This window comes from Burkholderia sp. AU15512 (assembly GCF_002223325.1).
Taxonomy (GTDB): Bacteria; Pseudomonadota; Gammaproteobacteria; order Burkholderiales; family Burkholderiaceae; genus Burkholderia.
This window is the reverse complement of the sequence record NZ_NKEX01000006.1, coordinates 198,804-223,809: the sequence shown is the minus strand read 5'-3', so window position 1 is coordinate 223,809 and position 25,006 is coordinate 198,804. Positions and strand designations below refer to the sequence as shown.

The following is a 25,006-nucleotide window of genomic DNA, read 5'->3' as shown; positions in this document are numbered from 1 at the left end:
GCGTGATCGTTCCGCATTTCGAGGTCGACGAGACGGGCGCACTGCCCGACTTCCTCGTGGCCAATCCGGCGCTCGTCGCGTACGCGCATCCGGTCTGCACGCACGGCCCGGCCATCAAGCACGACATCCCGCGCGTGCTCGCCGGCGCGATCGCGCATTGCGAGGCCGCCGCCGCGTAAGTCGCGGAGGCGGCAATCCAGTGGGGGTGTCGCAGGTTCCGGTCAGGCGCCGGCGACGACGAACTCTTCGGCCGCCTTGCGCTGCACCGCGGCCATCACCGCCAGTTCGCGCTTGCTGCGCGTGTCGCCGGACACGACACCCGTCGCGTGCTTCGCCTTCGCACCCAGCGGGAAAAAGACAAACGACGCACCGGCCGGAGCCGCCGGCTCGGCGCGCAGGCGTTTGTTCAGGATTTTCAGGTACTTCTTCTTCGAGACTTCCTTAGCAGCCATGGCGCCCTCCGCGTGAACGTGGTGAGGATCAGCATACCAGTTTTGACGACGGGCTCCGGAACGTCGCAGCGTCGCCGCACGAATCGATCTGCCCTAGAATGGAGCACGCTTTCGCGACTTGTCCCCCCGCCCGAGACCGCATGTCCTCATCGGAGCGCTCCCATGCATGTCGAGTTGTTCGCGCAGCATCACGCTTGTACCGGCTGGCAGGGCGACATGGCCCGGCGCATCGCCGCATTCGACTGGGCCGCCACCGGGCTGGGGCCGCTCGACGGGTGGCCGGCCAGCCTCGTCACGGCCGTGCGCACGGTACTCGCGTCGCCGCTGCCGCTGGTGATGCTGTGGGGCCGCCCCGGCTACATGATCTACAACGACGCGTATGCCGGGTTCGCTGGCGGGCGCCATCCGTATCTGCTCGGCAAGCCGGTCGAACTCGGCTGGCCCGAAGTCGCCGATTTCAACCGCAACGTGATGGACACCTGCCTCGCCGGCGGCACGCTGTCCTATCGCGACAAGGCCCTCGTGCTGCTGCGCAGCGGCCGCCCCGAAGACGTCTGGATGGATCTGCACTACAGCCCGATCCCCGACGACGACGGTGCACCGGGCGGCGTGCTCGCCGTCGTCGTCGAGACCACCGAACGCGTGCTCGCCACGCGCCACCGCGATCGCGCGGAAGCGGCGCTGCAGGCGTCCAATGCCCGGCTGCGCGACCTGACCGAGACGCTCGAGCAGCGCGTGACGGACGCGATCGCGGAGCGCGCGGCGATCGAGGAACAGTTGCGTCATGCACAGAAGATGGAAGCGATCGGCAACCTGACCGGCGGCATCGCGCACGACTTCAACAACGTGCTGCAGGTGATCAGCGGCAACCTGCAGATCCTCTCCGTCGAACTCGGCGCCCATGCGGGCGCGCAACCGCGGATCGAGAACGCGAACAACGCCGTGCGGCGCGGTGCGAAACTGGCGTCGCACCTGCTCGCCTTCGCGCGCCGCCAGCCGCTCGCGCCGACGACGCTGAATCCGCGGCAACTGATCGTGGACATGAGCGAGATGCTGCACCGCGCGCTCGGCGAAACGGTCCGGATCGTCCCCGCACTGTCGCCCGATGTCGGCAACGTGCTCGCCGACCGGCACCAGCTCGAAAACGCACTCCTGAACCTTGCGCTCAATGCGCGTGACGCGATGCGCGGCGACGGCACGCTGACGATCGCCGCCTACAACGTGCAGTCAGGCGATGCGTCGGGCGCCGGCCGCGCGCCGACGCCACCCGGCGAATACGTGACGCTCGAGCTCGCCGACACGGGCACCGGCATGACGGCCGACGTACTCGAGCGCGCGTTCGAACCGTTCTTCACGACCAAGCCGGATGGCGAAGGCACGGGGCTCGGGCTCAGCATGGTGTTCGGCTTCGTCAAGCAGAGCGGCGGCCATGTGTCGATCGACAGCACGCCAGGCCAGGGCACCACCGTGCGCCTCACGTTTCCGCGCTGCCACGGCGCGGCCGAGGAGCAGGCCCGCATGCCGCAGCACGACGCGGTGCGCGGCCACGAGACCATCCTCGTCGTCGAGGACGATGCGGACGTCCGCCTGACCGTGGTCGACATGCTCGCGCAACTCGGCTACAAGGTCATCACGGCGTCCAGCGGCGAAGCCGCATTGCGCGTGCTCGACAGCGAGACGCCAATCGACCTGCTGTTTACCGACGTGATCATGCCCGGCCCCGTGAAGGGCGGCGAACTCGGACGCCGTGCCGCGCTGCGCAAGCCGCCGTTGCCCGTGCTGTTCACGTCCGGCTACACGCGAGACGAGATCTTCCATGCGGGACGGCTGGACCCCGGCGTGATGCTGCTCGGCAAGCCATACCGGCGCGACGAACTCGCCGCCCGGATCCGCAGCGCACTCGATGCGGGCGTCGGCACGACATGACGGATTGCCGGCGCAACGCCGCACACGCCGTTCACCCCTGAGATTTTTTCCCTGCGATGTCGATTCGCGCCGCCGTCGCGCGTCGTGTTGTCGTAACCGCTCGTTTTTGCCGTCGGAACGACCGGCGGCGCCCCCTCATTCTTGTTCAAGGAGAGTCCACCATGCGCGTCCTCGTCATCGTCAAGGCCACCACCGATTCCGAATCCGGCCGGATGCCCGACCCGGAAATGATCGCCGCGATGGGCCGGTTCAACGAAGAACTGGCGCAAGCCGGCATCCTGCTCGCCGCCGACGGGCTGCACCCGAGCATGCGCGGCAAGCGTGTGCATTTTGCCGGCAAGAACCGCACCGTCAGCGACGGCCCGTTCGCCGAAACGAAGGAACTCGTCGCCGGCTTCTGGCTGTGGCAGGTGAAATCGATGGAAGAGGCAGTCGAATGGGTGAAGCGCTGCCCGAACCCGATGCCCGGCGACTCCGACATCGAGATCCGCCCGCTGTTCGAGGCGGAAGACTTCAGCCCGGCGTTCACGGATGCGTTGCAGGAGCAGAAAGCGAGGTTGAGCGCGCAGGCCGACGCCGGGAAGCGGTAAGGCGGGCGGTGCCGGCGGCGGCCCGCACGCCATCGAAGACTCGCCGATTGGCGCCGCCCCCGCAAGCTCGAATCGCCATCTTGACTGGGCCCGACCGAGTAACGTATCGTTTTGATACGTTACTCGCCGAAATCCTCCCGTCATGCATTCCCGCTTCGACCGTTTCCGCACCACGCCGCTCGGCGCCCAGCTTGAAGCGCTGATCGAACAACCCGAGCGTTACGTCGAATTCGCGGCGCTGTCGCGCGTCGGCGTCGCCGCGATCGGTGCGATCCAGCACGAGATCGCGCACAAATTCCCCGAAATCGAAACCGACACCACGGCCCGCCAGTTCTGCGGCGCGATGGTCGCGGAAGTCATGCGCCGTCACGGCCACGACGTCGTGCAGGCGCGTGGGCGGCTCGGCGGCACGCTGTTCAGCTATGGCGCGGTGTTCAGCGCATATCCGCAACGGCTGCCGTTCGCCGACGTCGTCGCCGCGCTGGCGCGCCTGCCCGATCGGCTCGCCGCGTATGCGGCGCACGTGCCGGCCGCACTGTGGACACGCCGCCCCGACGGCACGGGCTTCTCGGTCGTCGAGCATGCGTGCCACCTGCGCGATCTCGATGCGATATTCGCCGAGCGCATCGACGCCGTACGCACGCTCGACCTGCCCGTGATTGCATCCGTCGACGGCACCGCGCTTGCCGCGCAACGCGACTATCTCGCGCAACCGCTCGACGCTGCGGTCACGGCATTCCGTACGGGCCGCGCCGCGCTGTGTGCAACCGCGGCCGCGCTCGATTCCGCGCAACGCGCACGCTGCGGGCTGCGCGACGGCCTCCGCCGCATGTCGCTCGACGAACTCGTGCGCGAACTGCTCGACCACGACCGTACCCACGTGCTCGAACTCGACGAGCTGCTCGCCGAACTCGAATTACCGCCCCTTCCTGCCGCGCCCGCCCCATGACCCAGCCCACGCCCATCGTCTTCATCCACGGTTTCATCGGCACGCTCGACGTGCGCGGGTGGAGCGGCCCGCATCTCGCGCCCGACCTGCTCGGCTACGGCACGCATCGCTCGGTACCGTCCGACACGATCACGCTTGCCGCGCAGGTCGAGCACCTTCGGCATACCGTTGATACGCACTTCGGCGCGCAGCCGGTCGATGTCGTCGGCCACTCGGTCGGCGGGGCGATCGCGATGCTGTTCGCGCATGCGCACCCGGAACGCGTGCGGCGGATCGTCAACGTCGAGGGCAACTTCACGCTCGACGATGCGTTCTGGTCGGCGTCGGTCGGCCGCATGACGCCTGCCGAAGCCGACGCGATGCTGGACGGCCTGCGTGCCGATCCGCACGGCTGGCTGCGTGGCGCGATCGACGCGCCGTCGCCGGGCCTCGTCGACGACGCCCGCCGCTGGCTCGCGCATCAGCCCGCATCGACGTTGCGCGCGATGGGCCGCTCGGTGGTCGCGACGACCGGCGAACCGGGCTATCTGCAGGCACTCGCGCAAGTGTTCGCGCGTCATCCGGTCTGGCTGATGGCCGGCGAACGCTCGCGCGCGGGCTGGCACGTGCCCGACTGGGCGCTCGCGCGCTGCGCCGGCCTCGACACGATCAAGCGCTGCGGGCACCTGATCCCGGCCGAGCAACCCGATGCGTTTCGCGCGGCGCTCGAGCGCATCGTGTCCGCGCCGCCCGCCTGACAACCCGTAGGATTCGCCGAAATATGGTTGAAAGGCGCGGTTGCTAGAGTCGTCCGAACAGGGTTTTCCCGGCGCCCGGCGCCGGATGGGGTCGACACATGCGAGGATCGATGTACCTGGCACGCGCCTTCTGGCTGCTTCTGCTGGTCGCCATTTCAGGCCCTGCTCTCGCCTTTCACGCGCGGGTCGTCGTGATTCCGAGCGCCGCGATGAAGGAGACGCTCAAGGCCACCGTCGTGCTGCCCGACGCCTATGCGCGCGGCACCCGCGACGGCGACCGCTATCCGGTCGTCTATCTGTTGCACGGCTCGGGCGGCGATCACACCGACTGGACGTCCAACACGCGCATCGCCGCGCTGGCCGACCGCTACCACGTGATCCTCGTGATGCCCGACGGCGGGCACGAGAGCTGGTACATCGACAGCCCGTTCGATTCGGGCAGCCGCTACGAAACCTTCATCGGCGACGAAGTCGTGTCGTACATCGACTTGCACTTCCGCACGATCGCCACGCAACGCGCCCGCGCGATCACCGGGCTCAGCATGGGCGGCTTCGGCGCGCTGCGCATCGCGCTCGACCGGCCCGACACGTTCGGCGCGGTCGGCAGCATCAGCGGCGCGGTCGATCCGCGCTGCTGCGCGGACGAGCCGGGCATCGACCACGTATTCGGCGACCCCGGCCGCCATCCGTCGTTCTGGGACCGCAACGTGATCGTCGCCAGCGCCAGCGCGTTCGTGCGCGCGCATCTCGACATGACGATCGATTGCGGCCGCGACGACGCGTTCGTCGGCTCGAACCGCACACTGCACGAACGGCTCGTCGCGCTCGGCGTGCCGCACGACTATGCGGAACGGCCGGGCGGTCACACGTGGGATTACTGGGCGAATGCGATCCGCTACCAGATGCGCTTCTTCGCGACGTCGTTCCAGCAGCGCGGCTATGCGTACCATCCCGCGCCCCATGCGCCGGGTATGACGCGGGCGGGCTGACGCGCGCCGCATCGCGGCGCCGCGACGCGGCCGGTCGAACCCGGTGGTACGATGCGCGGGCCTCGACCACCCGACACCCGCCATGCCGCGCGACAACTTTGCGGATCTCCTCGCCTTCATCGCCGTCGCGCGCGAGCGCAGTTTCACGCGTGCGGCCGCGCAGCTCGGCGTCTCGCAATCCTCGCTCAGCCATACGATCCGCTCGCTCGAAACACGCCTCGGCGTGCGGCTGCTCACGCGCACGACACGCAGCGTCGCGCCGACCGAAGCGGGCGAGCGTCTGCTGCGCAACCTCGCGCCGCGCTTCGACGAAATCGAAGCCGAACTGACCGCGCTCGCGGAACTGCGCGACCAACCCGCGGGCACCGTGCGCATCAACGCGACCGACTTCGTGATCCGCACGCTGCTGTGGCCGAAGCTCGCGCCGGTCCTGCGCGACTATCGCGACCTGAAAGTCGAGTTCGTGAACGACTACGGGCTGTCCGACATCGTCGCGGAGCGCTTCGACGTCGGCGTGCGGCTCGGCGACCAGGTGGCGAAGGACATGATCGCCGTACGCATCTCGGCCGACATGAAGATGGCGATCGTCGGCGCGCCCGCGTATTTCGCGGAACGCGCGCGCCCCGTGTCGCCGCAGGATCTCGTCGCGCACGACTGCATCAACCTGCGCCTGCCGACGCACGGCGCGCTGTACGCGTGGGAGCTCGCGCGCGGGGACGACATGCTGCAGGTGCGCGTCGACGGGCAGGTCACGTTCAACGGCACCTACGAAACCCTCGATGCGGCGCTCGCGGGCTACGGGCTCGCCTACGTGCCCGCCGAACTCGCGGCGCCGCATGTCGCCGCCGGCCGCCTCGACAGCGTGCTCGCCGACTGGTGCCCAACGTTCCCCGGCCATCACCTGTACTACGCGAGCCGGCGGCAATCGTCGCGCGCGCTCGCGGTGGTCGTCGAGGCGCTGCGCTATCGCGCATGAGCCCGCCTTGCTTTGCCTCTGCGCCGCGATTCATGAATCTAGTCGATAAGTGCATGCGGATTGGCGGGGATTATCGATAGACGCATCGGTGGCTACCATCGACGGTGTTCCCCACCTTCCCCGGAGCCCTCGATGTCCGAACCGACTTCCGCCGGACGCAAAGCGTTCGGCGCCATTGCCCCCGCCCTCGCCGACTACACCGACAACGTGCTGTTCGGCGACGTGTGGCAGCGCCCCGGCCTGTCGCCGCGCGATCGCAGCCTCGTCACGGTCGCGAGCCTCGTGTCGCTGTATCGCGTCAACGAGCTGCCGTTCCACCTGAAGAAAGCGCTCGACAATGGCCTCACGCGCGACGAGCTGGTCGAAGCGATCACGCACCTCGCGTTCTACTCGGGCTGGCCGACCGCAAGCTCGGCGCTGACGATCGCGCAGCGCGCGTTCGACGAAGCCGGCGTGTAAGCGCAGCATCCCCTCTTTCAACCGGCGGGCACGCGCCCGCATGGAGCCTTCACGGATTACCGCTATCTCGGGCGCAGCGCGCTCAAGGTGTCGCCGCTGTGCCTCGGTGCAATGATGTTCGGCGGCGAGACCGACGAAGCGACATCGGCGCGCATCATCGACAAGGCGTTCGACCAGGGCATCAACTTCATCGACACGGCCGACGTCTATCACGCCGGCCGCTCGGAAGAAGTCGTGGGCCGCGCGATTGCATCGCGTCGCGACAGCTGGGTCGTCGCGACGAAGTTCGGCTATCCGGCCGGGCCGGACGCAGGGCCGAACCGGCAGGGCCAGTCGCGCAAATGGATCGTCGAATCGGTCGACGCGAGCCTGAAGCGGCTCGGTACCGACTACATCGACATCCTCTATTTCCATCGCGCGCTGACCGACGCGCCGCTCGACGAAGGCATGCGCGCGATCGCCGACCTGATCCGGCAAGGCAAGGTGCGCTACTTCGGGCTGTCGAACTTCAAGGGCTGGCGCATCGCCGAAATCGTGCGGCTCGCGGACCAGCTCGGCATCGATCGCCCGGTCGCGAGCGAACCGCTGTACAACCTCGTCGATCGCACGGCCGAGGTCGAACAACTGCCGGCCGCCGCGCATTACGGGATCGGCGTCGTGCCGTACAGCCCGCTCGCGCGCGGTGTATTGACCGCCAAATACGCAGTCGATGCGCAGCCGCCCGCCGATTCACGCGCCGGCCGCGGCGACCGTCGCATCAAGCAAACGGAATGGCGACCCGAATCGTTGCACATCGCGCAGCAGGTGGCCGCGCATGCCGCCGCGCGCGGCACGACGTCGGTTGCGTTCGCGCTCGCGTGGGTCATGAAGAACCGCATCGTCAGCTCGACGATCGCGGGGCCGCGCACCGAAGCGCATTGGGACAGCTACATCGATGCACTGACACTCGAACTCGGCCCGGACGACGAACGGTTCGTCGATGCGCTCGTGCCGCCCGGGCATGCCTCGACGCACGGCTATACCGATCCCGGCTATCCGGTCGAAGGCCGCAAAGTTTGAAGTCGGAACGGGATATGTGAATGACATGCCGGGCGCGATGCCCGGCATGAAGATGAAAGCGCGTCGCACGACGCGCTTTCACGTAGATGCAGCGCGATCAGTTGTCGTGCGCTGTGTCGGCGCTGACGACGCGATCGAAAAATTCCTGCGCACGCGCCAGCTCGTCGAGCGCGCGATCGAGGCGCGACATCGCGCGTGCGTATTCGGCCGACGAAACGTCGTCGTCGCTTTCGCCGCGCACGGCGCGAAACGCCTGATCGACATTGCGCGTGGCTTCGACGAAGCGCTGCGCGGCCCGGGCTTCCCGCGAACAGATGTGGGTCGACATCGACACTTCTCCCTCAGGGTTGCAGTGTGAAGCACGCCGACGCTCAGTGTGCGTGGTGCGCATGTCGGCGGCGTGAACCACGACCCATCGAGTCTCGACGCATCGGCCGCCGCGCAGCGCGCTTCGTGCCGATTGTCTCTCTGCGCTCGCCACTCCGCTATGGCGAGATTGCAACAAATTCTTGCGCGATCCGCTGCGCGCGTTTCGTCACGCGCGCCCGATACGCGGATGCGCAAGGCCCGCGAACGCGGCGGCTTCACCCGGCGACAGGTCGAACAGGTCGCCGGTGAGATCACGCGGATGCTCGGCCGCCGGCCGGTTGCGCAATCGCGCCACGTGTGTGGGCGCAACATACGCGGCTGCCGTTTCGATCGGCGGCACGTCGAACAGATCGCGCGTGACGCCGCGCACGGCGTCCGTCGGCGAACGGCCGCGCAAGCGCGCGACGAGCTCGACGAAGCGATCGAAATCGCCCGCACGGGTGGCCTTGTTCACTTCCGCGAGATCGCGTGCCTTCAGCACGCACGGCTGTGCAAGCCGCACGAAATACGGTGCTTCGAGCTCGACCGACAGCGCGAGCGGATAGCTCTTGCCCGTCTGCTCCTTCGCACGCCCGACGCAATCGACTACGGCCGCACCCTGTGCGGCGCCAAGCGGCTGGCCGGTGCTCACGCTGCGCAGGTGATCGGGAAACACGCGCAATTGCGTGCCGACCGTCAGCGCGGTGGACGACGCGCACACGAGCGCGTAGTGCTGTTCGCGGCGCCGGCCCGACGGCAAGGTCGAGCGGCTGGCGATGAACGTATGCGGCGGCAACGGCCGCACCTGCCCGCTCGCGTCGACCCATGCGTTCCACAGCAGCATATCTTTGCGCTCGCCCGCGCGCGGGCGCGATGCGACCGGCGAAAACAGCGCGAGCAGCGAGCCCGTGCGATGCGCGGCGACTTGCGCGCTGCTGCCGAGCGGCTGGTTGATGCCCCACAGAAAACGCCCGCCCCCGAGCCGGCGCTCCCATTCCTTGCGGAGCACGACGGTCGGCAGATCCTCGCCGGACTCGGTACCGATCTTGGTCCAGCAGAACGTGGGTGGGAGGTGTTTCAGTGTCATCAACTTTCTCGGGGATACAGCCTCGCTGGTGACAGCAAGCCCATTCAACAGCCGTAACTGTATAGGTATAATGCATCGCATGGAAGCCCCGGACCAAGATTTTCCCGTTCAAGACCTGTTGCGCCGCCTGATGGCAGATACACGCTCGTCCAGCGAAATCGCGCGACTCTCCGGGGTCAGCCAGCCGACCGTATCGCGCCTGAGGCTGTCGAACGGGCACCGGCTGCGCCGCAGCGCGCCATTCAATAAGCTATGCAGTTTCTATGGCGTCGATACCGGGCCGTCGCGCCGCCAGTACAACGACCTGCTGCGCGACGCGATCGTCGACGCGTGGGACGGGTCGGATGAGCACGGGCGCGCGCTGCTGGTCGTGATCCAGGGGCTGAAGGGGCTGCAGGCGAAGGCGGATGATGGGTGATGGGGGGCGGGGCGTTACGCGCCCGCGGCTATGGCTAGCACCGAGAGAGAAGAAGAGAAGGCGCGCCGGAGATTGCAATGGATGTTGCTTGACGCCCCTTTTCGGACACTTCTCCTTACCGCGTCTTGTCAATTGCTGCCTCAGAACAAGTCCTCACGACGACTAGGGCAGTGCATTGCGAAAGGAAAGCAATCATGGTCAAACCTGAATCCTCAACCACCCAAGGCTGCAATGGTATTGTTAAGCCGTCGAAGTAGGTCGTCGTATGTGATGATGTCCATCATGTTCGCGTACTGGCGCTTTATCACCTCAAAGTCTAATAATTGACCACCAGTCATTTCGGCACCACCGATCTGATCGCGCCCGACAATGATGATGGCCTTCGGGTTCGATATTCTTATCTTCATCCCGGCCGGCAACTCTGCGGCATACTTTTTATTAAGCGCCTCCTCACCCTTGACGCCCCATTTCGACAAATGGAAGAGATATTTCTCGGCCTGCATAATGCTGCCGCTCAGCTCGGAGGTTGGGATGCTGTTATCACGGTAAAGACTTTTGCGAAAAATCTTATCGTCGAAGGGCTTTTTTACCTCGATAACATCAAGATTACCATTCGCATCAACTAGTCCTATGTCGATATAGCGATTGGTCTTCCTGCCTGGGTCGCTGTAGTAGTCGTGGATCATGATGTTCTGAAGCACCTTAATGTACTTCGGAAACAATAGAAGGAGGAAGGACTGCATCAGTTGCTGCCACTCGCGCTCGGACAAATCCTTCTTAGTCACCAAGGCGTCACTGATCAAGTCTCGAACTAAGACGTATTTCTCAGCCTCCAACTTCTTCACGACGCTCAAGTCGAGTTTCGTGGTGCTTCTGAGCACATCCCCCTTTGAGTTTAGATACTTCTCGTATCGCCCCCGTGCATCTTTTAAACCGTCCAAGTACTCCGAAAGGATCGTGTGAACGCGGGCACTAGCGTAGCGATCAAGTTCATAGGTATTTGGAAATTTTTTAACCAACTCTTCAAATACATCCTGTGGGATAGCTTCTGGATGCCCCCCTCCAATCACGATGGGATTCGAATGCTTCAGAAGTGTTGAGAGTCGGCCAAAAATAGAAACGTTACGTTCAGCAGCAAAGATCGTTCGTTTCAATCTTATATCTTTACTTATCAACAATTCGTTACTTATACCAAGAATCCTTCCTGGAATCTTCACATAATCACCTACGAATATCCCGTATCTAAACCGAAACGCATAACCATCTAGATCTTGCGTGTGCGCAGGAGGATTTATCAGATCTGCAAGTTCAAACGAGAATACGCGAGATACCGACGCCACATTATTACTCATTAGTTCGCTCCAGACCCACTGATTAGTGCCCGCCTGCTCTCCTTCGTACTCGAGATCTACGCCTGCAATCGTGCTTTCAAAGCTGAGCATGTTTTTCCTCAGTGCAAAATTTCGACGCTTCCACTTGCGTCAATTTATCGAAATTTTCTCATCGCTTGCTATAACGGCCACCAAATCAACAATATGTGCATTGTGTATAAGCAATGCTTTCCAAAAGTCACTTAGGATCGGATACTGCCTCACGCAATCAAGCAAATGATCCACAAGCACGATTCAATCGCACACCGACTCCCTCAACCACTCACGCGCGATCTCCGTGCATCGCGACGGCCGCTCCAGCGTCGGGAAATGACCGCACCCTTCTATCGCTTCGAATCGCGCATGTGGCATCACGCCGGCGATACACCGGCCGACGTCGACGGGAACGAAACGGTCAGCGGCCCCCCAGACGAGCAACGTAGGCACTTTGCTCGCCGCAAGCGTCGACCAATGATCCGAGCGCGTCAGCGTGGCATCAGATTGACGTGCAAACTGATCCGCCCCGGCATCGCGGGCCATCTGCATGAATGCAGCCCGTGACGTGCCGTCGTGCGCCGGAATCGCCTGCTCGGCGAACTCCGCAATGACTCGCTCGTGCTCTCCCGTACGAATGCGCCGGCTGGTGGCACGACCGGCGTCCGGATCCGGATGAACGCCCGGCTGACAATTCATCAGTCAGAGCCCACGAACGCGGTCGGGCGCTCTCGCGAGCACTTCCATCGCGAGACATCCGCCGTATGCCGTGCCCGCAAGAATGAACTCACTGCTTGTCGATGCAAGGAGTTGCTCGGCACTCTCGGCGAATGTCGGTTGCGCCAGTATCTTCACGGTCGGTGAAACAAGATCCTTCAGCGCGTCGACCTGATCGGCATACATGCGAGCGTCGCACGGCATCGCGGGTAGAAATATGAGCGGTAGCAACATCAGAATGATTCAGGCAGGTAGTGGATCGCGTTTCGAAACCATCCAACGTAATGTCGATCGACTTCAAGTTTCCGGGCCCAAGCTCATCACCAACGACATGGACTGTGCAGAAGAAAATCGGCTTCACTGTACATTTCATCCCGCTTCCACCTAAAACACAATGCCCGTCAGGCTCGAGATCAGAACACCCGGAAGGGCCTTCTGCACGTCATATGTGGGTACGAGACGATCAAAGAAATCCGGCCCGCTCTAGGCATCACGGCGGTGATAAAAACGGGACGCCAATTTCATGAACACATCCGCTGACCAGCTTCCGTCTTCGCTCGCCACTGCCACGTTCGTTCCATTCCTCGTCGCGAGCATCGCACTTTCCGCCGCCTACGGCGCCAGCTTTCTCCTTTCCGAGCATTTGCGTCAGAGCGGTCTGGATTCGTCGATGGCAGGCGCAGTGATCTCGACCGGCATCCTGAGCATGATCGTCAGCTCCCTTGTTGCAGGTTGGGTAGCGCAACGAATCGGGTTGATGTCGACCATCGTGGCCGCCGCTGCCGTCATGGCGCTTTCCATGCTCGCATTCAGCCTCGCAGCGCGCGATTTGAGGATCGCATTCATCGGCGGCCTGCTTCTGGGAATGGGATGGTCGACCTTCTACATACTCGCACCGCTTCAGATCATTCATCACGTCAGCCCCTCAGCACGGATCAAGTACCTGACCTTGCTCTCGGGCGGTCAAATGGTCGGGCTAGGTCTCGCGTCACCGATGGGCCATTTCATCGCTAGCCGCTTCGGGTCGTATGCCATCGTCTATGCAGGTCTCGCGTGTCTCTGCGTGGTTGCAGCCGTCGTATTTTCGATTGTCCGAAAACAGACGGAACGCATACCGCACCCGCCCGCAGATGCAACCGGCCTGACGGCCGCGCGCGTGGCTGAAATCCTGCGCAACGTCACCCGGCTGCCGATCATCATGATCGGACTCGCCGCTTGCGTCTTTTCCGCGTTGTCGAATTTTCAGGCGATCTATGCGGAGTCGCGCCACCTGTCGCCCGATCTCTTCTTCGTGACCTTCACGTTGACGACCGTCTTCTGCCGATTCACGCTGGCGCGGACGATCAGCCGATTGCCGGTCCGAAAGCTCGCCTTCACGCTGTTCGCCATGACGCTCGTGGCGCTGGTTCTCTTCGTGTCCAATCCGGGCAGTGAAATCCTGTACGTGATCGGCTCGTTCATCTTCGCGATCGGCTACGGACTCAGCTACTCCACCTTGAACGGCATGGCGGTCAATCTCGCCAGTGAAAAGGGCTTGTCCGCATCGGCGAGCTCGCAGGTCTTCACGATCGCCTACTTCACGGGCCTGTTCGGGTTTCCGTATGTAGCGGGCGTATTGGTGACCCACATCGGCGTGAACGGGATGGTCGCCGCAACGATCGCCATCGTCGTCATCAACTTGCTGATGCTCACTCACGCGAGTCTTCGCCGCGAACACGCGCAGATCGCGGCACGTTGATCGCGAACACGCGATACGGATACAGATACTGCGCCTACTGCTCCAACCCCACCGCCAGCGGCCGCTGATCGCTGCGCCCGTGATCGTCGACCACCCGCACCGTATAACTGCCGGCCGTCCGCGGCTGCCAGAACAGCGCATCGCCCGGCGCACTGCGCCCGACGAACGCATCGTTGACGAACCAGTACAGCGCGTGCGCGCTCGCATCGGCCGTCGCGTTGAACGCAATGCGCGTCTCCTCCGTACTCTTCACACGCATCGCATACGTACTCCCGCGCAGCGGCGACGTGATGCGCGGCGGATCGCCCTCGACCTGCCCCGCGTCACGACAGTCCGCATTCTGCGGCGGCCGCCGGCGCGGAATGCCGGCCTGCACGAACACCTGCTGCAGATCCGACGGCCAGAACTCGAAGATCTCCGCATGCGTGCGCTTGCCGTCGTACGGCGGGCACGCGGCCTTTCCCGTCGCATCGTCGATCACGACCGGCCGGTGCACGGTACTCACGCGAATCGGCGACGTGCCCGGAATGAACCACGTCCAGCCCTGCTGCGGGCACCACTCGTTCGGCAAGTCGCCGCTCGCGAGGCAGATCCGCACGCGCTTCAGCTTCGGCGGCACCGCGCGCGGCGGCTCGACGAGCGTGCGCTCGGCATTCAGCGCATCGACGACCTGAAAGAACAGCGGCGCGGCCGCGTCGACACCGACGAACGCCGTATTGGTCGAGTTGTCGAAGTTGCCGACCCACACGACCAGCACGTACGGGCCGAACACGCCGGCCGTCCACGCATCGCGGAACGACCATGACGTACCGGTCTTCCAGTAGACCGGCACGCTCGACGGCTGCGCGCCGCTCGTCTCGTCGGGGCGCAGATGCTGGCGCAGCATGTCCATCGTCATGTAGCTCGCCTCGGCGCTCAGCAGGCGCTTGCCAGGCAACGCCGGTTCGTCCGCGCGCAGCCGCAGCGGCCTGAACTCGCCGCGATTCGCGAGCATCGCGTAGAGCGCCGCGAGATCCTGCATCGTCACTTCGCCTCCGCCGAGCACCAGCGCGAGCCCGTAGTGCTGCGCGCTCGCGAGCCGCCGCACGCCGGCTTCCTGCAGGAACCGGTACAGATCGGGCGACTTGAGCTGCGACGCGACCCACACGGCCGGCACGTTGCGGCTGCGGTTCAGCGCATCGGTCGCGGTGATCGGCCCGAGGAAATGGCCGTCGAAATTCTCCGGCGCATACGGGCCGAACGCGGTCGGCACATCGCGCAGCACGGTCTGCGGGTGCAGCACGCCCTGGTCGAAACCGAGCGCATAGATGAACGGCTTGAGCGTCGAGCCGGGTGAACGCCGCGCAAGCGTGCCGTTCACCTGCCCGTCGATCGTGCGGTCGAAGAAATTCGCGGAACCGACGAGCGCCTTCACACTCATGTCGCGCGTATCGACGAGGATCGCCGCCGCGTTGCGCACGCCGCGCGTGTCGTTGCGCGCGACATAGCGTGCGATCTGCCGTTCGAGCGTATGCTGCAGGTCGAGATCGAGCGTCGTCACGAGCCGCGCGTCGGCGTCGCTGTCGTTCGTCGCGGCGCTCGAGTTCGTACGCCATGCGTTGCGCGCGGCGAGCGCCTGGTCGACCGCATGCGGCGCATCGAACGGCAGTGCGGACAATGACCGCATTGCAAGCGGCAACGCAAACAGCGGCTTGAACGACGCATCGCCCGGATGCTTCGTCAGCCAGCGCGCATACAACCGGTTGCGCGACGCGGCCAGCGCGCGGTTGATTTCATCCTGCCCGCCCCGCACGCGTCGCGCCGGGTCCTGCGGAATCACCGCGAGCGCAAGCGCCTCGGGCAGCGTCAGCGTGTCGGGCATCCGGTCGAAATAGACGACGCTCGCGGTGCCCGCGCCTTCGACGTTGCGGCCGTACGGCGCATCGTTCAGATACGCTTCGAGGATCTGCCGTTTCGAATAGAACAGTTCGAGCTGCACCGCGCGCGCCGCCTGCTCGAGCTTGCCGGCCGGCGTGCGCGTGTTCAGCCGCCACAGCGAGCGCGCAAGCTGCATCGTCAGCGTCGAGCCGCCCTGCGGATTGCCGCCGCGCACGTACGTGATCCACGCGCCGCGTGCGAGCCCGTACGGGTTGAAGCCGGGATGCCACCAGAACCAGCGGTCCTCGTGCAGCATCACGGCTTCGACGAGCTGCGGCGACATCCGGTCGAGCGGCACCCACAGCCGGTAGCGGTCGTCCTTCGCAAGCGTGAGCCGCAGCAAGCGGCCCTGTGCGTCGGTTACCGCGACCGACGACGGCTTCCAGTCGCGTAGCGGCAGATGCGGCCACAGCCGGCACGCGGCCAGCGCGCCGAACACGAGCAGCACGCCGGCGATCCAGTTCTGCCAGCGATGCAACCAGCGGCCGGTGCCGTGCAGCACGCGCCGGCGCACCGAAACGTCGTCAGCCACGCGCGGGCGCTCCTCGCACCCGGCTCGGCCGGCAACGACGTTGCAGCTTCATCGTCATCGCGCGCGCTCCACCGTCAGTGTCGACCCGCCGGGCGCCTGGGCCTGCAAGCGGCGGTCGTACATCGACTCGCCGTAGGCCGGCGGCGCGATGAAGCGGCCCGCGTTGCTCGCCTTGATCCGGTAGACGAACTCGCGCACGTCGGTCGTCGCGGTGCCGTAGATCACTACGCGATCCTCGCGCACGTCCGCGAACTGCGGCTGCCACGTGGAACCCTTCACGCCGATCGGCGACCGCCACGGTGCATCGGCCACCGGTGCCGACGCGCCGCCATCGCCGTTGCTGTCGCCGTCCTGCGTGTCGGTGACGGGCGGCGGCGCGATCACCGGATCGAAGCCGCCCGGCAACAGATCGACGATCGCGAGGTTGCCGACGCTCGCCGAACCCGTCGCACGGATCTTCAGGTGCACGTCGATCTCCTGGCCGACCGTGATCTTGTCGAGCGGCTTGCCGTCCGTGTCGGTGTAGTCGCGCACGATCTCCAGCCCGTTCTTGATCGCCTTCGTCGACGTGCCGCGGTCGTAGCCCGACTGGCTCGTGATCCACCACGCGGGCAGCGAGCTGCCGTTCACGAAGTCGACGCGCGACGCACCGGCCGACCACGTGCCCGAACGCACGAGGTTCGCCTGGATCGACGACACGTCCTTCGGCGCGGCGCCCGCGCGCACTTCGTCGATCGCGAGCTGGTCGAGCTGGCCCGCGCTCGACGCCGCATACGCATCGAGCGCGAGGATCGTCATCGCCGACGACAGCGTGTTGTAGCGATTGTCGACGAGCGGCGCGGCGAGGTTGTCCATCGCGCGCGGCGACAGCTTGCGTACGCGCTCGGGAAAGTGCTTCGCGATCAGGTACAGCACGCTCGCGTCGCGCGTCAGCGGATCGAGGTAGTAGCCCGTCACGTAGCCGCCGTCGGACGCACGCTTGCGCTCGAGCAGCGCCTGCGGGCCCGCGATCAGCGCCGCGGCCTCCTTGTCCTGCTTCAGCAGCTGGTACGACGCGGCGAGCCATGCGGCTGCGAGATCGTTCTTCCAGTCGTTCGGATACGCATCCTGCAGCCGCTTCTGCACGGCCGCGAGGCTGTTGGTCGTCACGTTGCCCTGGCGCGTCAGCAGATACACCGCGTACGCGCGCTGCCGCAGCAGGTCGAGCGAGCCGAGCGAATCGTTCGCCGCGAGCTTCTGCAGATACTGGTTGCCCGCGTCGAGCATGTCCTTCGGCACCGCGATGCCGCGCTCGCGCGCGTCGAGCAGCACGTGCATCGCGTACACGGACACGAACGGATCGGCGTCGGGTGTCGCGCTCCACAGCCCGAACCCGCCCTGCGCGTTCTGCCGGCTGCGCAGCACGCCGAGGAACTGCGTGATCGCCGCCGCGTTCGTCGCGTCGGCACCGGCGTCGGTCGCATGCATCGCGCTCGTCAGCGCCCGCACCGACAGCCACTTCGCCGCGAACACGCGCGGCACGGCCGCACTCACCAGCTGCTCGCTGCAGGTGTGCTCGAAGTTGACGAGATACGACGACAACCCTTCGGACAGCACCAGCGGTGCGGTGGAGATGCTCGCATCGCGCGACGCAAACGCGTCGTACATCGACCGCAGGTTCGGCACGCTCGCCTTCTTGCCCGGATCGAGGCGTGCGATGTCGAGCTGCGTGCGGAACGCGGCGGCCGGCCGCACCGACACATCGACGCGCTGCTGCGCGCCCTTCGCGCCATAACGCGCGCCGAACGACAGCGAACCCGAGCCGAGCGTGTCGGTCGCCTTCACGCGGAACATCGCGACTCCCTCGTGCTGCGGCGCGAGCGCGACGTTCTGCATGGCCGGCCCGATCACCTGCAACTGCGGCCCCGTCTTCAGCGTGACCGCGACCGGCACCGGCTGATTGCCGACACCCGTCAGGTTGTTCGCGACACCGACGCTGACGTCGGCCTCGTCTCCCGGCGCGAGTGTCGTCGGCACGTTGGGCGACAGCACGAAATCGCCGCGCACCGTCGTCGCGCCTTCGAACGTGCCGACCAGGTCCGGCGACACCGACACGGCCATCACGCGCAGCTTGCCGTTGAAGTAGTCGGGCACGGTATAGCTCAGCCGCGTGTCGCCGTTCACGTCGACGATCCCCGACCAGTAGACGACCGGCTTGTCGCGCTTGCGCTTGAACGGGTTCAACTGGCGGCCGATCGCATCGTCGGCGTCGCCGCCCGGCGCGGCCATCGCCATCAGCTTCTCGAAGTCCGGCAGGATCAGGTCGAGGATCTGCGACGTGCCGACTTCGAGCATCCGCTTGCGGAAGAAGAACTTCAGCGGATCGCCGAGCTTGTAGCGCGCGACCTGCAGGATGCCCTCGTCGACCGCGAACACGACAACCTTCGCGGGTTTCGCCGAATGCACGGTGAAATTCACCGTGTCGCCTGGCTTCACGAGTGCCGGCGCATCGACCGATACCGCGTTGCGGCGCGCATCGAGGTTCACCGAGAACGGCACGACGCCGTAGCTCAGCGGGCTCATGAAGATTTCATCGGACGACGGATCGCGGATGTATTGCACGTTGATGTAGCCGTTGCCCTCGAAGCCGGCCGGCACCGTGATGTGCTGGATCGAGCTGGTCGTATCCGCATGGAACCACGCGTGCGCATACACCTTGTCGCGCTCGATCGTGATCAGGCCGCTGCCCGCGTAAGGCGCGCGGATCGCGATCTCGACCTGCTCGCCCGGCTTGTAGTCGTGCTTCGCGAGCGTCACCTGCAGCTCCGCGTTGCGGTCGAGCGAGCGCGTGACGTTCGCGTCGCCGGTGACCGAATACTCGATCCGGTTCACCGCCGCGCCGGCCGCGTTGCGGATCACGAGCGCATAGCTGCCCGGCTTGTCGGTGCGCAGCGTGAAGTCGAGCCCGGCCGCCGGAATCGCCAGCGGCTTCTCGTCGACCGGCACTTCCTTCAGCCGCGAATCGTATTTGTACGCGCCGGAATCCTGCTTGGTCAGCACCGACACGTAGCGTTCCTCGACGAGCTGCGCACGCAGGTCCTTCACGTCGATCGCCTTCGCGGTCGGATCGATCGCGACGAGCCGCACCGTGCGCGGGCTGCCGCGCTTCACGTAGCCGAGATCGTCGACCGACTTGTAGCCGACGAGCCAGTCGTTGTTGGACACGAGCGTCTGCGCGTTCGCGGCGACGTTGCGCCCGCCTTCCGCTTCATAGGCCTTCGCCTGGAAGTAGAGCTGGTAGGTCGCGTCCGCGTACTTGTCGAGATCGAGGTCGAACTCCGCATGGCCCTTGTCGTCGGTCGTGCCGTCCTGCAGCGTCGTCGTATAGCCCTCCTTCGCGCGGCGCGCATCGAAGAAGTGATAGCCCTGCCAGCTGCGGAACGACGGCCACACCGGGCGCAGCGTCAGCGTCGCCGCGACGCGGCGCTTCTCCGCCGGCGTGCCGAACAGGTTCTGCGCATCGACGATGCCCTTCAGCCCCTTCGGCTTCACCCATCCTTCGATCACTTGCTGCGACAGCTTCGCGTCGACCTTCATCCGGTCGGGCAGGAACTCCTTCACCTGCACCGTCGTGCTGCCGATCGGCTCCGCACCGGGCTGGCCGTCCTTGACGATATACAGGTTGACCGTCCACGTGCCGGTCGGCGCGGTTTCGGCCGTCGTATAGCCGAGCTCGGTGAAGCCGGTCGCATCGACCGTCACCGGCTTGCGCTCGACCGTGATCCCGCGCGGGTCGACGATCTCCGCCTGCAGCGGCACGCCGGCCGGGCTGCGCGCCCAGCTCGCCGCGCGCACGATCAGGCCGATGTGGAACGGATCGCCGGGCCGGTACAGCCCGCGATCCGAGAACAGGTACGCCGACAGTTGCCCCTGGCCCGTCGCGTTGCGCTCGCCGTCGACGTCGAAACGCGAGAAGTCGAGCTGGCGGTCGCGGCCGGCCACCGGCAGGAACGACAGGTCGGTGTCCTTCTTCACGACGTACAGCTGCGGCCGCTTCTCGCGGTCGAGCCCCTTGAACGCGGGGAAATGCACGATGCCGTCGGCGCTCGTGGTCTGCGTGAACAGCGCCTGGCCGTTCACCGCGAGCACCGACACCGTTGCGCCCGCAACCGGCTTGCCCGTGCGGATCGACTGGATGAATACGTCCTGGCTGCCGTCCAGCGCCTTCTTGACCAGCATGCCGAGATCGGTCACGACGATCAGGCGGGTGTCGCCGAGCGCGTTGTCGCTGTCGTCGCCATTGCCGTTGCCGCTGCTGTCGCCCGAATCGGCGTTGTCCGACTGATCCTGGCTTCCGTCGCCGGACGATGCATCGCTGTCCTTCGCATCGTCGGCTTTCTTCTTTTCGGCCGCCGGATCGTACTTCGTCAGGTGCAGCAGGAACACGCCGCGCTTGCCGCCCTTCAGGTACTGGCCGAGATCGATGCCTTCGTAATGCGCCTTGCCGGGGTCGCCGGCCGGGAACGCGCGCGTCTGCACGAAGCGCTCGACGATGTGATCCTCGCTGAACGAATACGACAGCTCGGGCCGCGCATACGTGCCGTTGTTGAAGCTCACGAGATGCTGGAGCTGGTCGGGCAGCACGCGGCCGATCTCGACCTTCATCCCCGGCAGGTTGCGCGACACGACCGACAGCCGCTTGCTGCCGCTCATCGACAGCAGCGAGCCGTCGGCCATGAAGCGCAGCAGCTTCGGATAGTCGGGCACCGTGAACGCGGTCGTCACCGGCTCGGCGAGCAGGTAGCCGCCGGCCGATTTCAGGTTTTCGGCGAACCGCACGACGATGCGATCACCCGGCGTCGCGTGATATTTGAAACTTTGCAGCGTCGCGTAGTCGTTCTCGGTCGGTACCACGTCGAGCGCCAGCGGCTTCGACTGTTTCAGCACCGCGTCGCTGATGTCGGCCACGTTCCATTCGTACGGCGGATCGTCGTCCGACTGGTCGACGCCCGGCTTGCGCTTCGGCAGCACCCACGCCTTGGCGCGTGCGGCCAGATCGGCGCTGCGCACGCCGTCGGATGCCTCCGCGACGAGCACCTGCTCGGGCTCGTAGCGCTCGTTGTCGACGAGCGTCGGCGCGATGTTGTCGATCGACAGGCTGTAGAGCCCCGGCACGTCGACCGACGCATGCAGCGCGTCCGGCGTGCCGTTGCCGCCGCGCGCACTCTTCACGCCCTTGTCGACGTCGAGCCGTGCCGCCATCGAGTTGAGCGGGATCTCGAGCGACTGCGAGCGGACCCATGCGCTCGTCTTCATCTTGTCGTAACTGACGGTGTAGCGCAGCGGCGTCGTATTCTTGCCGTCGCGGCCAACCAGCACGAGGCCGATGCGCTTCTCGAACTCGGCCGGATCGACCGGGTAGTTGAAGCGCAACTGCAGCAGCGCCTGCTTCTCCGCCGGATTGTCGGGGTTCTGGTAGAACTCGTTGTTGCCGACTGTCGCGGCGAACGCCGGCAGGTCGAACGCGAAACGGTCGTCGTGCATCAGCACCTGCGGCGCGAACACCCGGTGCACCGCGAAGCGCACCTCGACGTGCGCGCCGACCGGCCAGTCGGCCGCCGGCGTGAAGCGCAGCGTCTTGTCGTCGGCCCACTCCCATGCGCCCTTCAGCGCGGGCGTCATCTCGATGCCGTCGCCGGCCGGCTTGCCGACCTGTTCGATCGGCGCCGCCGATTGCGCGAACACGACTTCGAGCGGATGCACGGTGATCTTCGGCTTGTCGGTGTCGTCCACCTCGTAGGTGGTGATGGCCGGCGCCTTCACGGTGAAGCTGACGGTCGCGGGCTCTGGCGGCTTCGGGCGATGCTTGAACCAGTAACCGCCATAGCCGAGCGCGGCCGCGAGCAGCACGAGGCCGCCGGCATGCCACGGGCGGCGGCGCACGGCCGCGGCGGTCACGCCCATCCATGCGGGCGCCGTCCACGACACGTCGCCCACCAGCGGCCGCAGCGCGCAGCCGAGCAGCCACCACACGAAGCCCGCCACGCGAATCGGCAGGAGCAGCAGGAAGCGCAGCAAATCCATTGTTATTTCCTTGTCAAGGACATGCTGCCGGGTGCGGCAACCTTCCCCGAATTGTTATGGGTCTGTGACGGCGCGGCCCGGTTGCGCCGTAATTGCTTGGTATGTTCGACCGGATGCTGGCCGCCATTATCGATCAGACCCGAAACGATGGAAATATCGGTGTGCCGGCGCGCAACGCCGCCGGATGACCGGCCGGTCGGGCGGATCTCGGTCGTCCATCGCGCAACCTCCGCCCACGGCGGCGCCGCGTTCGCTAGAATGCGCGGCTCGGCAGGATCGAATCGAAATGAAAGGAAACCGCTTGAAACTCCCGTTCGAATGGCAGATCGGGCTGCGCTATGCGCGCGGCGGCCGGCGCACGGCCGGCGACGGCTTCGTGTCGTTCATTGCCGGCGCCGCGATGGCCGGCATCGCGCTCGGCGTCGCCGCGCTGATCGTCGTCTTGTCGGTGATGAACGGATTCCGGACCGAAGTGCGCGACCGGATGCTGTCGGTGCTCGCCCACGTGGAAATCTTCTCGCCGTCCGGCGCGATGCCCGACTGGCGGCTCACCGCTCATGAGTCGCTGCAGAATCCGGCGGTGCGCGCCGTCGCGCCCTATGTCGACGCACAGGCGCTGCTGACGAACGCGGGCAGCGTGACGGGCGTCGCGCTGCGCGGCATCGATCCGGTGCTGGAGCCGCGGGTGTCCGAGATCGCGCGCAAGCTGAAGACCGGGCGGCTCGACGCGCTCGTGCCGGGCGAGATGGGCATCGTGCTCGGCTCGGCGCTGGCCGACGCGCTGCATGTGAAGATCGGCGACCGCATCACGTTCTTCGCGCCCGGCAACACCGCACGCATCGGCGAAGCGCTGCCGCGGTTCAGGCAGTTCAACGTGGTCGGCACGTTCGAGTCGGGCCACTATCAGTACGACAGCGCGCTCGCCTACATCCACCTCCGCGACGCGCAGACGCTGTTCAACGTGCGTGCACCGACCGGCATCCGGCTGCGCCTCGACGATCTGCAGCGCGCGCCGGACGTCGCGCTGGAACTGTCGCGCACGCTGTCGGGCAACCTCTATATCCGCGACTGGACGCGGCAGAACCGCACGTGGTTCGAAGCCGAGCGGCTGCAAAAGCGCATGCTCTCGCTGATCCTGATGCTGATCGTCGCGGTCGCCGCGTTCAACCTCGTGTCGTCGCTCGTGATGACCGTCACCCAGAAGCAGGGCGACATCGCGATCCTGCGCACGCTCGGCGCGCCGCCCGGGTCGATCATGAAGATCTTCGCGATCCAGGGGATGACGATCGGCCTCGCCGGCACGCTCGCGGGTGTCGCGCTCGGCTGCGCGATCGCGGTGAGCATCCCGTGGGTGCTGCCCGCGATCGAGCAGGTGCTCGGCATCCGCTTCCTGACGCCGTCCGTGTACTTCCTCAGCTCGCTGCCGTCGAAGCTCGCGACGGCCGACGTGATCGAGATCGCCGCGGCCGCGTTCCTGATGTCGTGCGTCGCGACGCTCTACCCGAGCTGGCGCGCCGCGCGGGTGCGGCCGGCCGAGGCGCTGCGCGACGAATAGGCGCGCGGCGTCCGGCTCCGTGACGCCCGTGGCTACGCGGTCTCGTGGAAGCCGATGCTGTTGCGGCCGTTCAGGATGTTCTCGAACGCCTCCCCGAAGCCGACGTCGATCAGGCCGGCACGCCGGCCGTAGGTCTTCTGCCCGGACTCGTCGACGAAGATCGCCGCACCCGACGACAACTGGCGGTCGGTATCCAGCAGCGCCAGCGTGCCGCGCGCGGTGCCGGCCGACTGATCGAACGTCAGCCGCGTGCCGTCCTGCGTGGTGAAATGCCCGCCGGCCTCGTCGAACTTCCGGTTGCGCGCGACGGACGCATTCATCTCCGTCATGAAGCGGAAATCCGCATCAGCGCGCTGGCTGGCCACCTTGCGATCCTCGTCCGTGAACGTCTCGCCGACGGCGGCCGCACCCTGCTCCGCGAAATCGATGGCCTGCTGGTGAAACGCGCGCGTTGCGAGCACGAGGCCCGCGTTCGCGTTCAGCGTCGACTCCACCCACGCGCGATCGCTTTCCGTCATCGTCTTCGATACGACCTTGATCTGGCCGTTGTCGGTCATGAAGTCGAACTGCGCGTCGGCCAGGTCCGGCCGCTTCGCGATGATCTCGTGCAGGCTCGTCGCGAGCTGGCTGGTGACGTCGCGCAGCTTCGTCGACAGGTTGCCCAGGATCGACATCTGCTTCATGCGCGCCGCGTGCATCGCGTCCGGGTCCAGCGCGCGGATGGTAATCGGCGTGTCCTGCGGCTGCCCGGCCGCCGCGGCCGTCTGCTGGCGCCCGTCGAGCGCAGCCTGCTGCGCCATCTGCACGAGCGAAAGGCCGCTCGCTGCCGTGACTGAAGTCGTCATGCCCTCTCTCTCCTTTCAATCTGTTTTTTACCGTTTACGGACAGATTGCCCGGAAATTTAGACCGATCGCAGGTCCATCGCCCCGCACGCATGAAAACTTTGTTTGACTCAAACTAAAAAAGTTTGACACCGAGATTTCACTGAGATAAGTTTTGCGCAAGCTTCCGGAAAGCATTCCGGCCAGCCCCGCCGACTCGCGTCGCGCTTTCCTGCCGTTGCAGCACCGCCGTTCGCACCATCCCCGCCTCATCGCATCGTGCCGTTCCGTTTCATCTGAAACCTGAA

General features: G+C 65.8%; 21 protein-coding genes. 12 read left to right on the top strand and 9 right to left on the bottom strand.

Going from position 1 to position 25,006, the window contains the following annotated elements:
- Nucleotides 1-2 precede the first annotated feature (2 nt).
- Nucleotides 3-179: a hypothetical protein gene (locus CFB43_RS38875; RefSeq protein ID WP_226272372.1), complete on the top strand. Its 177-nt coding sequence runs from the start codon at nucleotides 3-5 to the stop codon at nucleotides 177-179.
- A 42-nt stretch (nucleotides 180-221) separates the two neighbouring features.
- Here CFB43_RS38875 and CFB43_RS20325 read toward each other — a convergent pair whose 3' ends face one another.
- A complete protein-coding gene (locus CFB43_RS20325; protein WP_034186060.1) occupies nucleotides 222-452 on the bottom strand; it encodes a hypothetical protein in 231 nt (76 codons plus the stop codon).
- A 162-nt stretch (nucleotides 453-614) separates the two neighbouring features.
- Here CFB43_RS20325 and CFB43_RS20320 point away from each other — a divergent pair, with 162 nt between their 5' ends.
- The 8 genes from CFB43_RS20320 to CFB43_RS20285 all read left to right on the top strand — a co-directional run bounded on the left by CFB43_RS20320 (nucleotide 615) and on the right by CFB43_RS20285 (nucleotide 8,137).
- Nucleotides 615-2,378 carry an ATP-binding protein gene (locus CFB43_RS20320; RefSeq protein ID WP_089496316.1) on the top strand — a complete coding sequence of 588 codons (1,764 nt, stop codon included), beginning with the start codon at nucleotides 615-617 and terminating at the stop codon, nucleotides 2,376-2,378.
- Between the two features lie 161 nt (nucleotides 2,379-2,539).
- Complete coding sequence (locus tag CFB43_RS20315) at nucleotides 2,540-2,968, top strand: YciI family protein (RefSeq protein ID WP_089496315.1); 429 nt, start codon at nucleotides 2,540-2,542, stop codon at nucleotides 2,966-2,968.
- 142 nt (nucleotides 2,969-3,110) lie between these two features.
- Nucleotides 3,111-3,917 (top strand): DinB family protein, encoded by an 807-nt coding sequence (locus CFB43_RS20310; protein WP_089496314.1) that lies wholly within the window; start codon nucleotides 3,111-3,113, stop codon nucleotides 3,915-3,917.
- Nucleotides 3,914-4,654 carry an alpha/beta fold hydrolase gene (locus CFB43_RS20305; protein ID WP_089496313.1) on the top strand — a complete coding sequence of 247 codons (741 nt, stop codon included), beginning with the start codon at nucleotides 3,914-3,916 and terminating at the stop codon, nucleotides 4,652-4,654. Before CFB43_RS20310 ends, CFB43_RS20305 begins: the two co-directional genes overlap by 4 nt.
- A gap of 110 nt (nucleotides 4,655-4,764) precedes the next feature.
- A complete protein-coding gene (locus CFB43_RS20300) occupies nucleotides 4,765-5,643 on the top strand; it encodes an alpha/beta hydrolase (RefSeq protein ID WP_179254873.1) in 879 nt (292 codons plus the stop codon).
- 82 nt (nucleotides 5,644-5,725) lie between these two features.
- Nucleotides 5,726-6,619 (top strand): LysR family transcriptional regulator, encoded by an 894-nt coding sequence (locus CFB43_RS20295; protein ID WP_089496311.1) that lies wholly within the window; start codon nucleotides 5,726-5,728, stop codon nucleotides 6,617-6,619.
- A 132-nt stretch (nucleotides 6,620-6,751) separates the two neighbouring features.
- On the top strand, nucleotides 6,752-7,078 hold the full coding sequence (locus CFB43_RS20290; protein WP_089496310.1) for a carboxymuconolactone decarboxylase family protein: 327 nt from the start codon (nucleotides 6,752-6,754) through the stop codon (nucleotides 7,076-7,078).
- An 87-nt stretch (nucleotides 7,079-7,165) separates the two neighbouring features.
- Complete coding sequence (locus tag CFB43_RS20285) at nucleotides 7,166-8,137, top strand: aldo/keto reductase (RefSeq protein ID WP_256990079.1); 972 nt, start codon at nucleotides 7,166-7,168, stop codon at nucleotides 8,135-8,137.
- 97 nt (nucleotides 8,138-8,234) lie between these two features.
- Here the strand turns inward: CFB43_RS20285 and CFB43_RS20280 are convergent, their stop codons facing one another.
- Together CFB43_RS20280 and CFB43_RS20275 are read right to left on the bottom strand one after the other, a co-directional pair.
- The gene (locus CFB43_RS20280) at nucleotides 8,235-8,465 is read right to left on the bottom strand and encodes a hypothetical protein (RefSeq protein WP_089441800.1); all 231 of its coding nucleotides are present in this window, start codon (nucleotides 8,463-8,465) and stop codon (nucleotides 8,235-8,237) included.
- Nucleotides 8,466-8,672: 207 nt separating this feature from the next.
- Entirely contained in the window at nucleotides 8,673-9,572 is a 900-nt protein-coding gene (locus tag CFB43_RS20275; RefSeq protein ID WP_089441733.1) for a hypothetical protein, read from the bottom strand.
- A gap of 79 nt (nucleotides 9,573-9,651) precedes the next feature.
- Between CFB43_RS20275 and CFB43_RS20270 the strand changes: the two genes are divergently transcribed.
- Complete coding sequence (locus tag CFB43_RS20270; RefSeq protein ID WP_011354126.1) at nucleotides 9,652-9,990, top strand: helix-turn-helix domain-containing protein; 339 nt, start codon at nucleotides 9,652-9,654, stop codon at nucleotides 9,988-9,990.
- A 212-nt stretch (nucleotides 9,991-10,202) separates the two neighbouring features.
- Here CFB43_RS20270 and CFB43_RS20265 read toward each other — a convergent pair whose 3' ends face one another.
- The 3 genes from CFB43_RS20265 to CFB43_RS38865 all read right to left on the bottom strand — a co-directional run bounded on the left by CFB43_RS20265 (nucleotide 10,203) and on the right by CFB43_RS38865 (nucleotide 12,257).
- Nucleotides 10,203-11,432, bottom strand: coding sequence for a Shedu anti-phage system protein SduA domain-containing protein (locus CFB43_RS20265; RefSeq protein ID WP_089496309.1), 1,230 nt, complete (start codon nucleotides 11,430-11,432; stop codon nucleotides 10,203-10,205).
- A 183-nt stretch (nucleotides 11,433-11,615) separates the two neighbouring features.
- Nucleotides 11,616-12,053, bottom strand: coding sequence for an alpha/beta fold hydrolase (locus CFB43_RS38870; RefSeq protein WP_256990078.1), 438 nt, complete (start codon nucleotides 12,051-12,053; stop codon nucleotides 11,616-11,618).
- Between the two features lie 3 nt (nucleotides 12,054-12,056).
- Nucleotides 12,057-12,257, bottom strand: coding sequence for an alpha/beta fold hydrolase (locus tag CFB43_RS38865; RefSeq protein ID WP_256990077.1), 201 nt, complete (start codon nucleotides 12,255-12,257; stop codon nucleotides 12,057-12,059).
- 337 nt (nucleotides 12,258-12,594) lie between these two features.
- Here CFB43_RS38865 and CFB43_RS20255 point away from each other — a divergent pair, with 337 nt between their 5' ends.
- Complete coding sequence (locus tag CFB43_RS20255) at nucleotides 12,595-13,809, top strand: MFS transporter (RefSeq protein WP_089496308.1); 1,215 nt, start codon at nucleotides 12,595-12,597, stop codon at nucleotides 13,807-13,809.
- A 34-nt stretch (nucleotides 13,810-13,843) separates the two neighbouring features.
- On the opposite strand, the gene pbpC is transcribed toward CFB43_RS20255, so the two are convergent.
- Together pbpC and CFB43_RS20245 are read right to left on the bottom strand one after the other, a co-directional pair.
- A complete protein-coding gene (gene pbpC / locus CFB43_RS20250) occupies nucleotides 13,844-16,258 on the bottom strand; it encodes a penicillin-binding protein 1C (RefSeq protein ID WP_089496307.1) in 2,415 nt (804 codons plus the stop codon).
- 54 nt (nucleotides 16,259-16,312) lie between these two features.
- Entirely contained in the window at nucleotides 16,313-22,321 is a 6,009-nt protein-coding gene (locus CFB43_RS20245; protein ID WP_089496306.1) for an MG2 domain-containing protein, read from the bottom strand.
- Between the two features lie 301 nt (nucleotides 22,322-22,622).
- On the opposite strand from CFB43_RS20245, the gene CFB43_RS20240 reads away from it, so the two are divergent.
- Nucleotides 22,623-23,876: a lipoprotein-releasing ABC transporter permease subunit gene (locus CFB43_RS20240; protein ID WP_256990076.1), complete on the top strand. Its 1,254-nt coding sequence runs from the start codon at nucleotides 22,623-22,625 to the stop codon at nucleotides 23,874-23,876.
- Nucleotides 23,877-23,908: 32 nt separating this feature from the next.
- Here CFB43_RS20240 and CFB43_RS20235 read toward each other — a convergent pair whose 3' ends face one another.
- On the bottom strand, nucleotides 23,909-24,721 hold the full coding sequence (locus CFB43_RS20235) for a hypothetical protein (RefSeq protein WP_089496304.1): 813 nt from the start codon (nucleotides 24,719-24,721) through the stop codon (nucleotides 23,909-23,911).
- Nucleotides 24,722-25,006 lie beyond the last annotated feature (285 nt).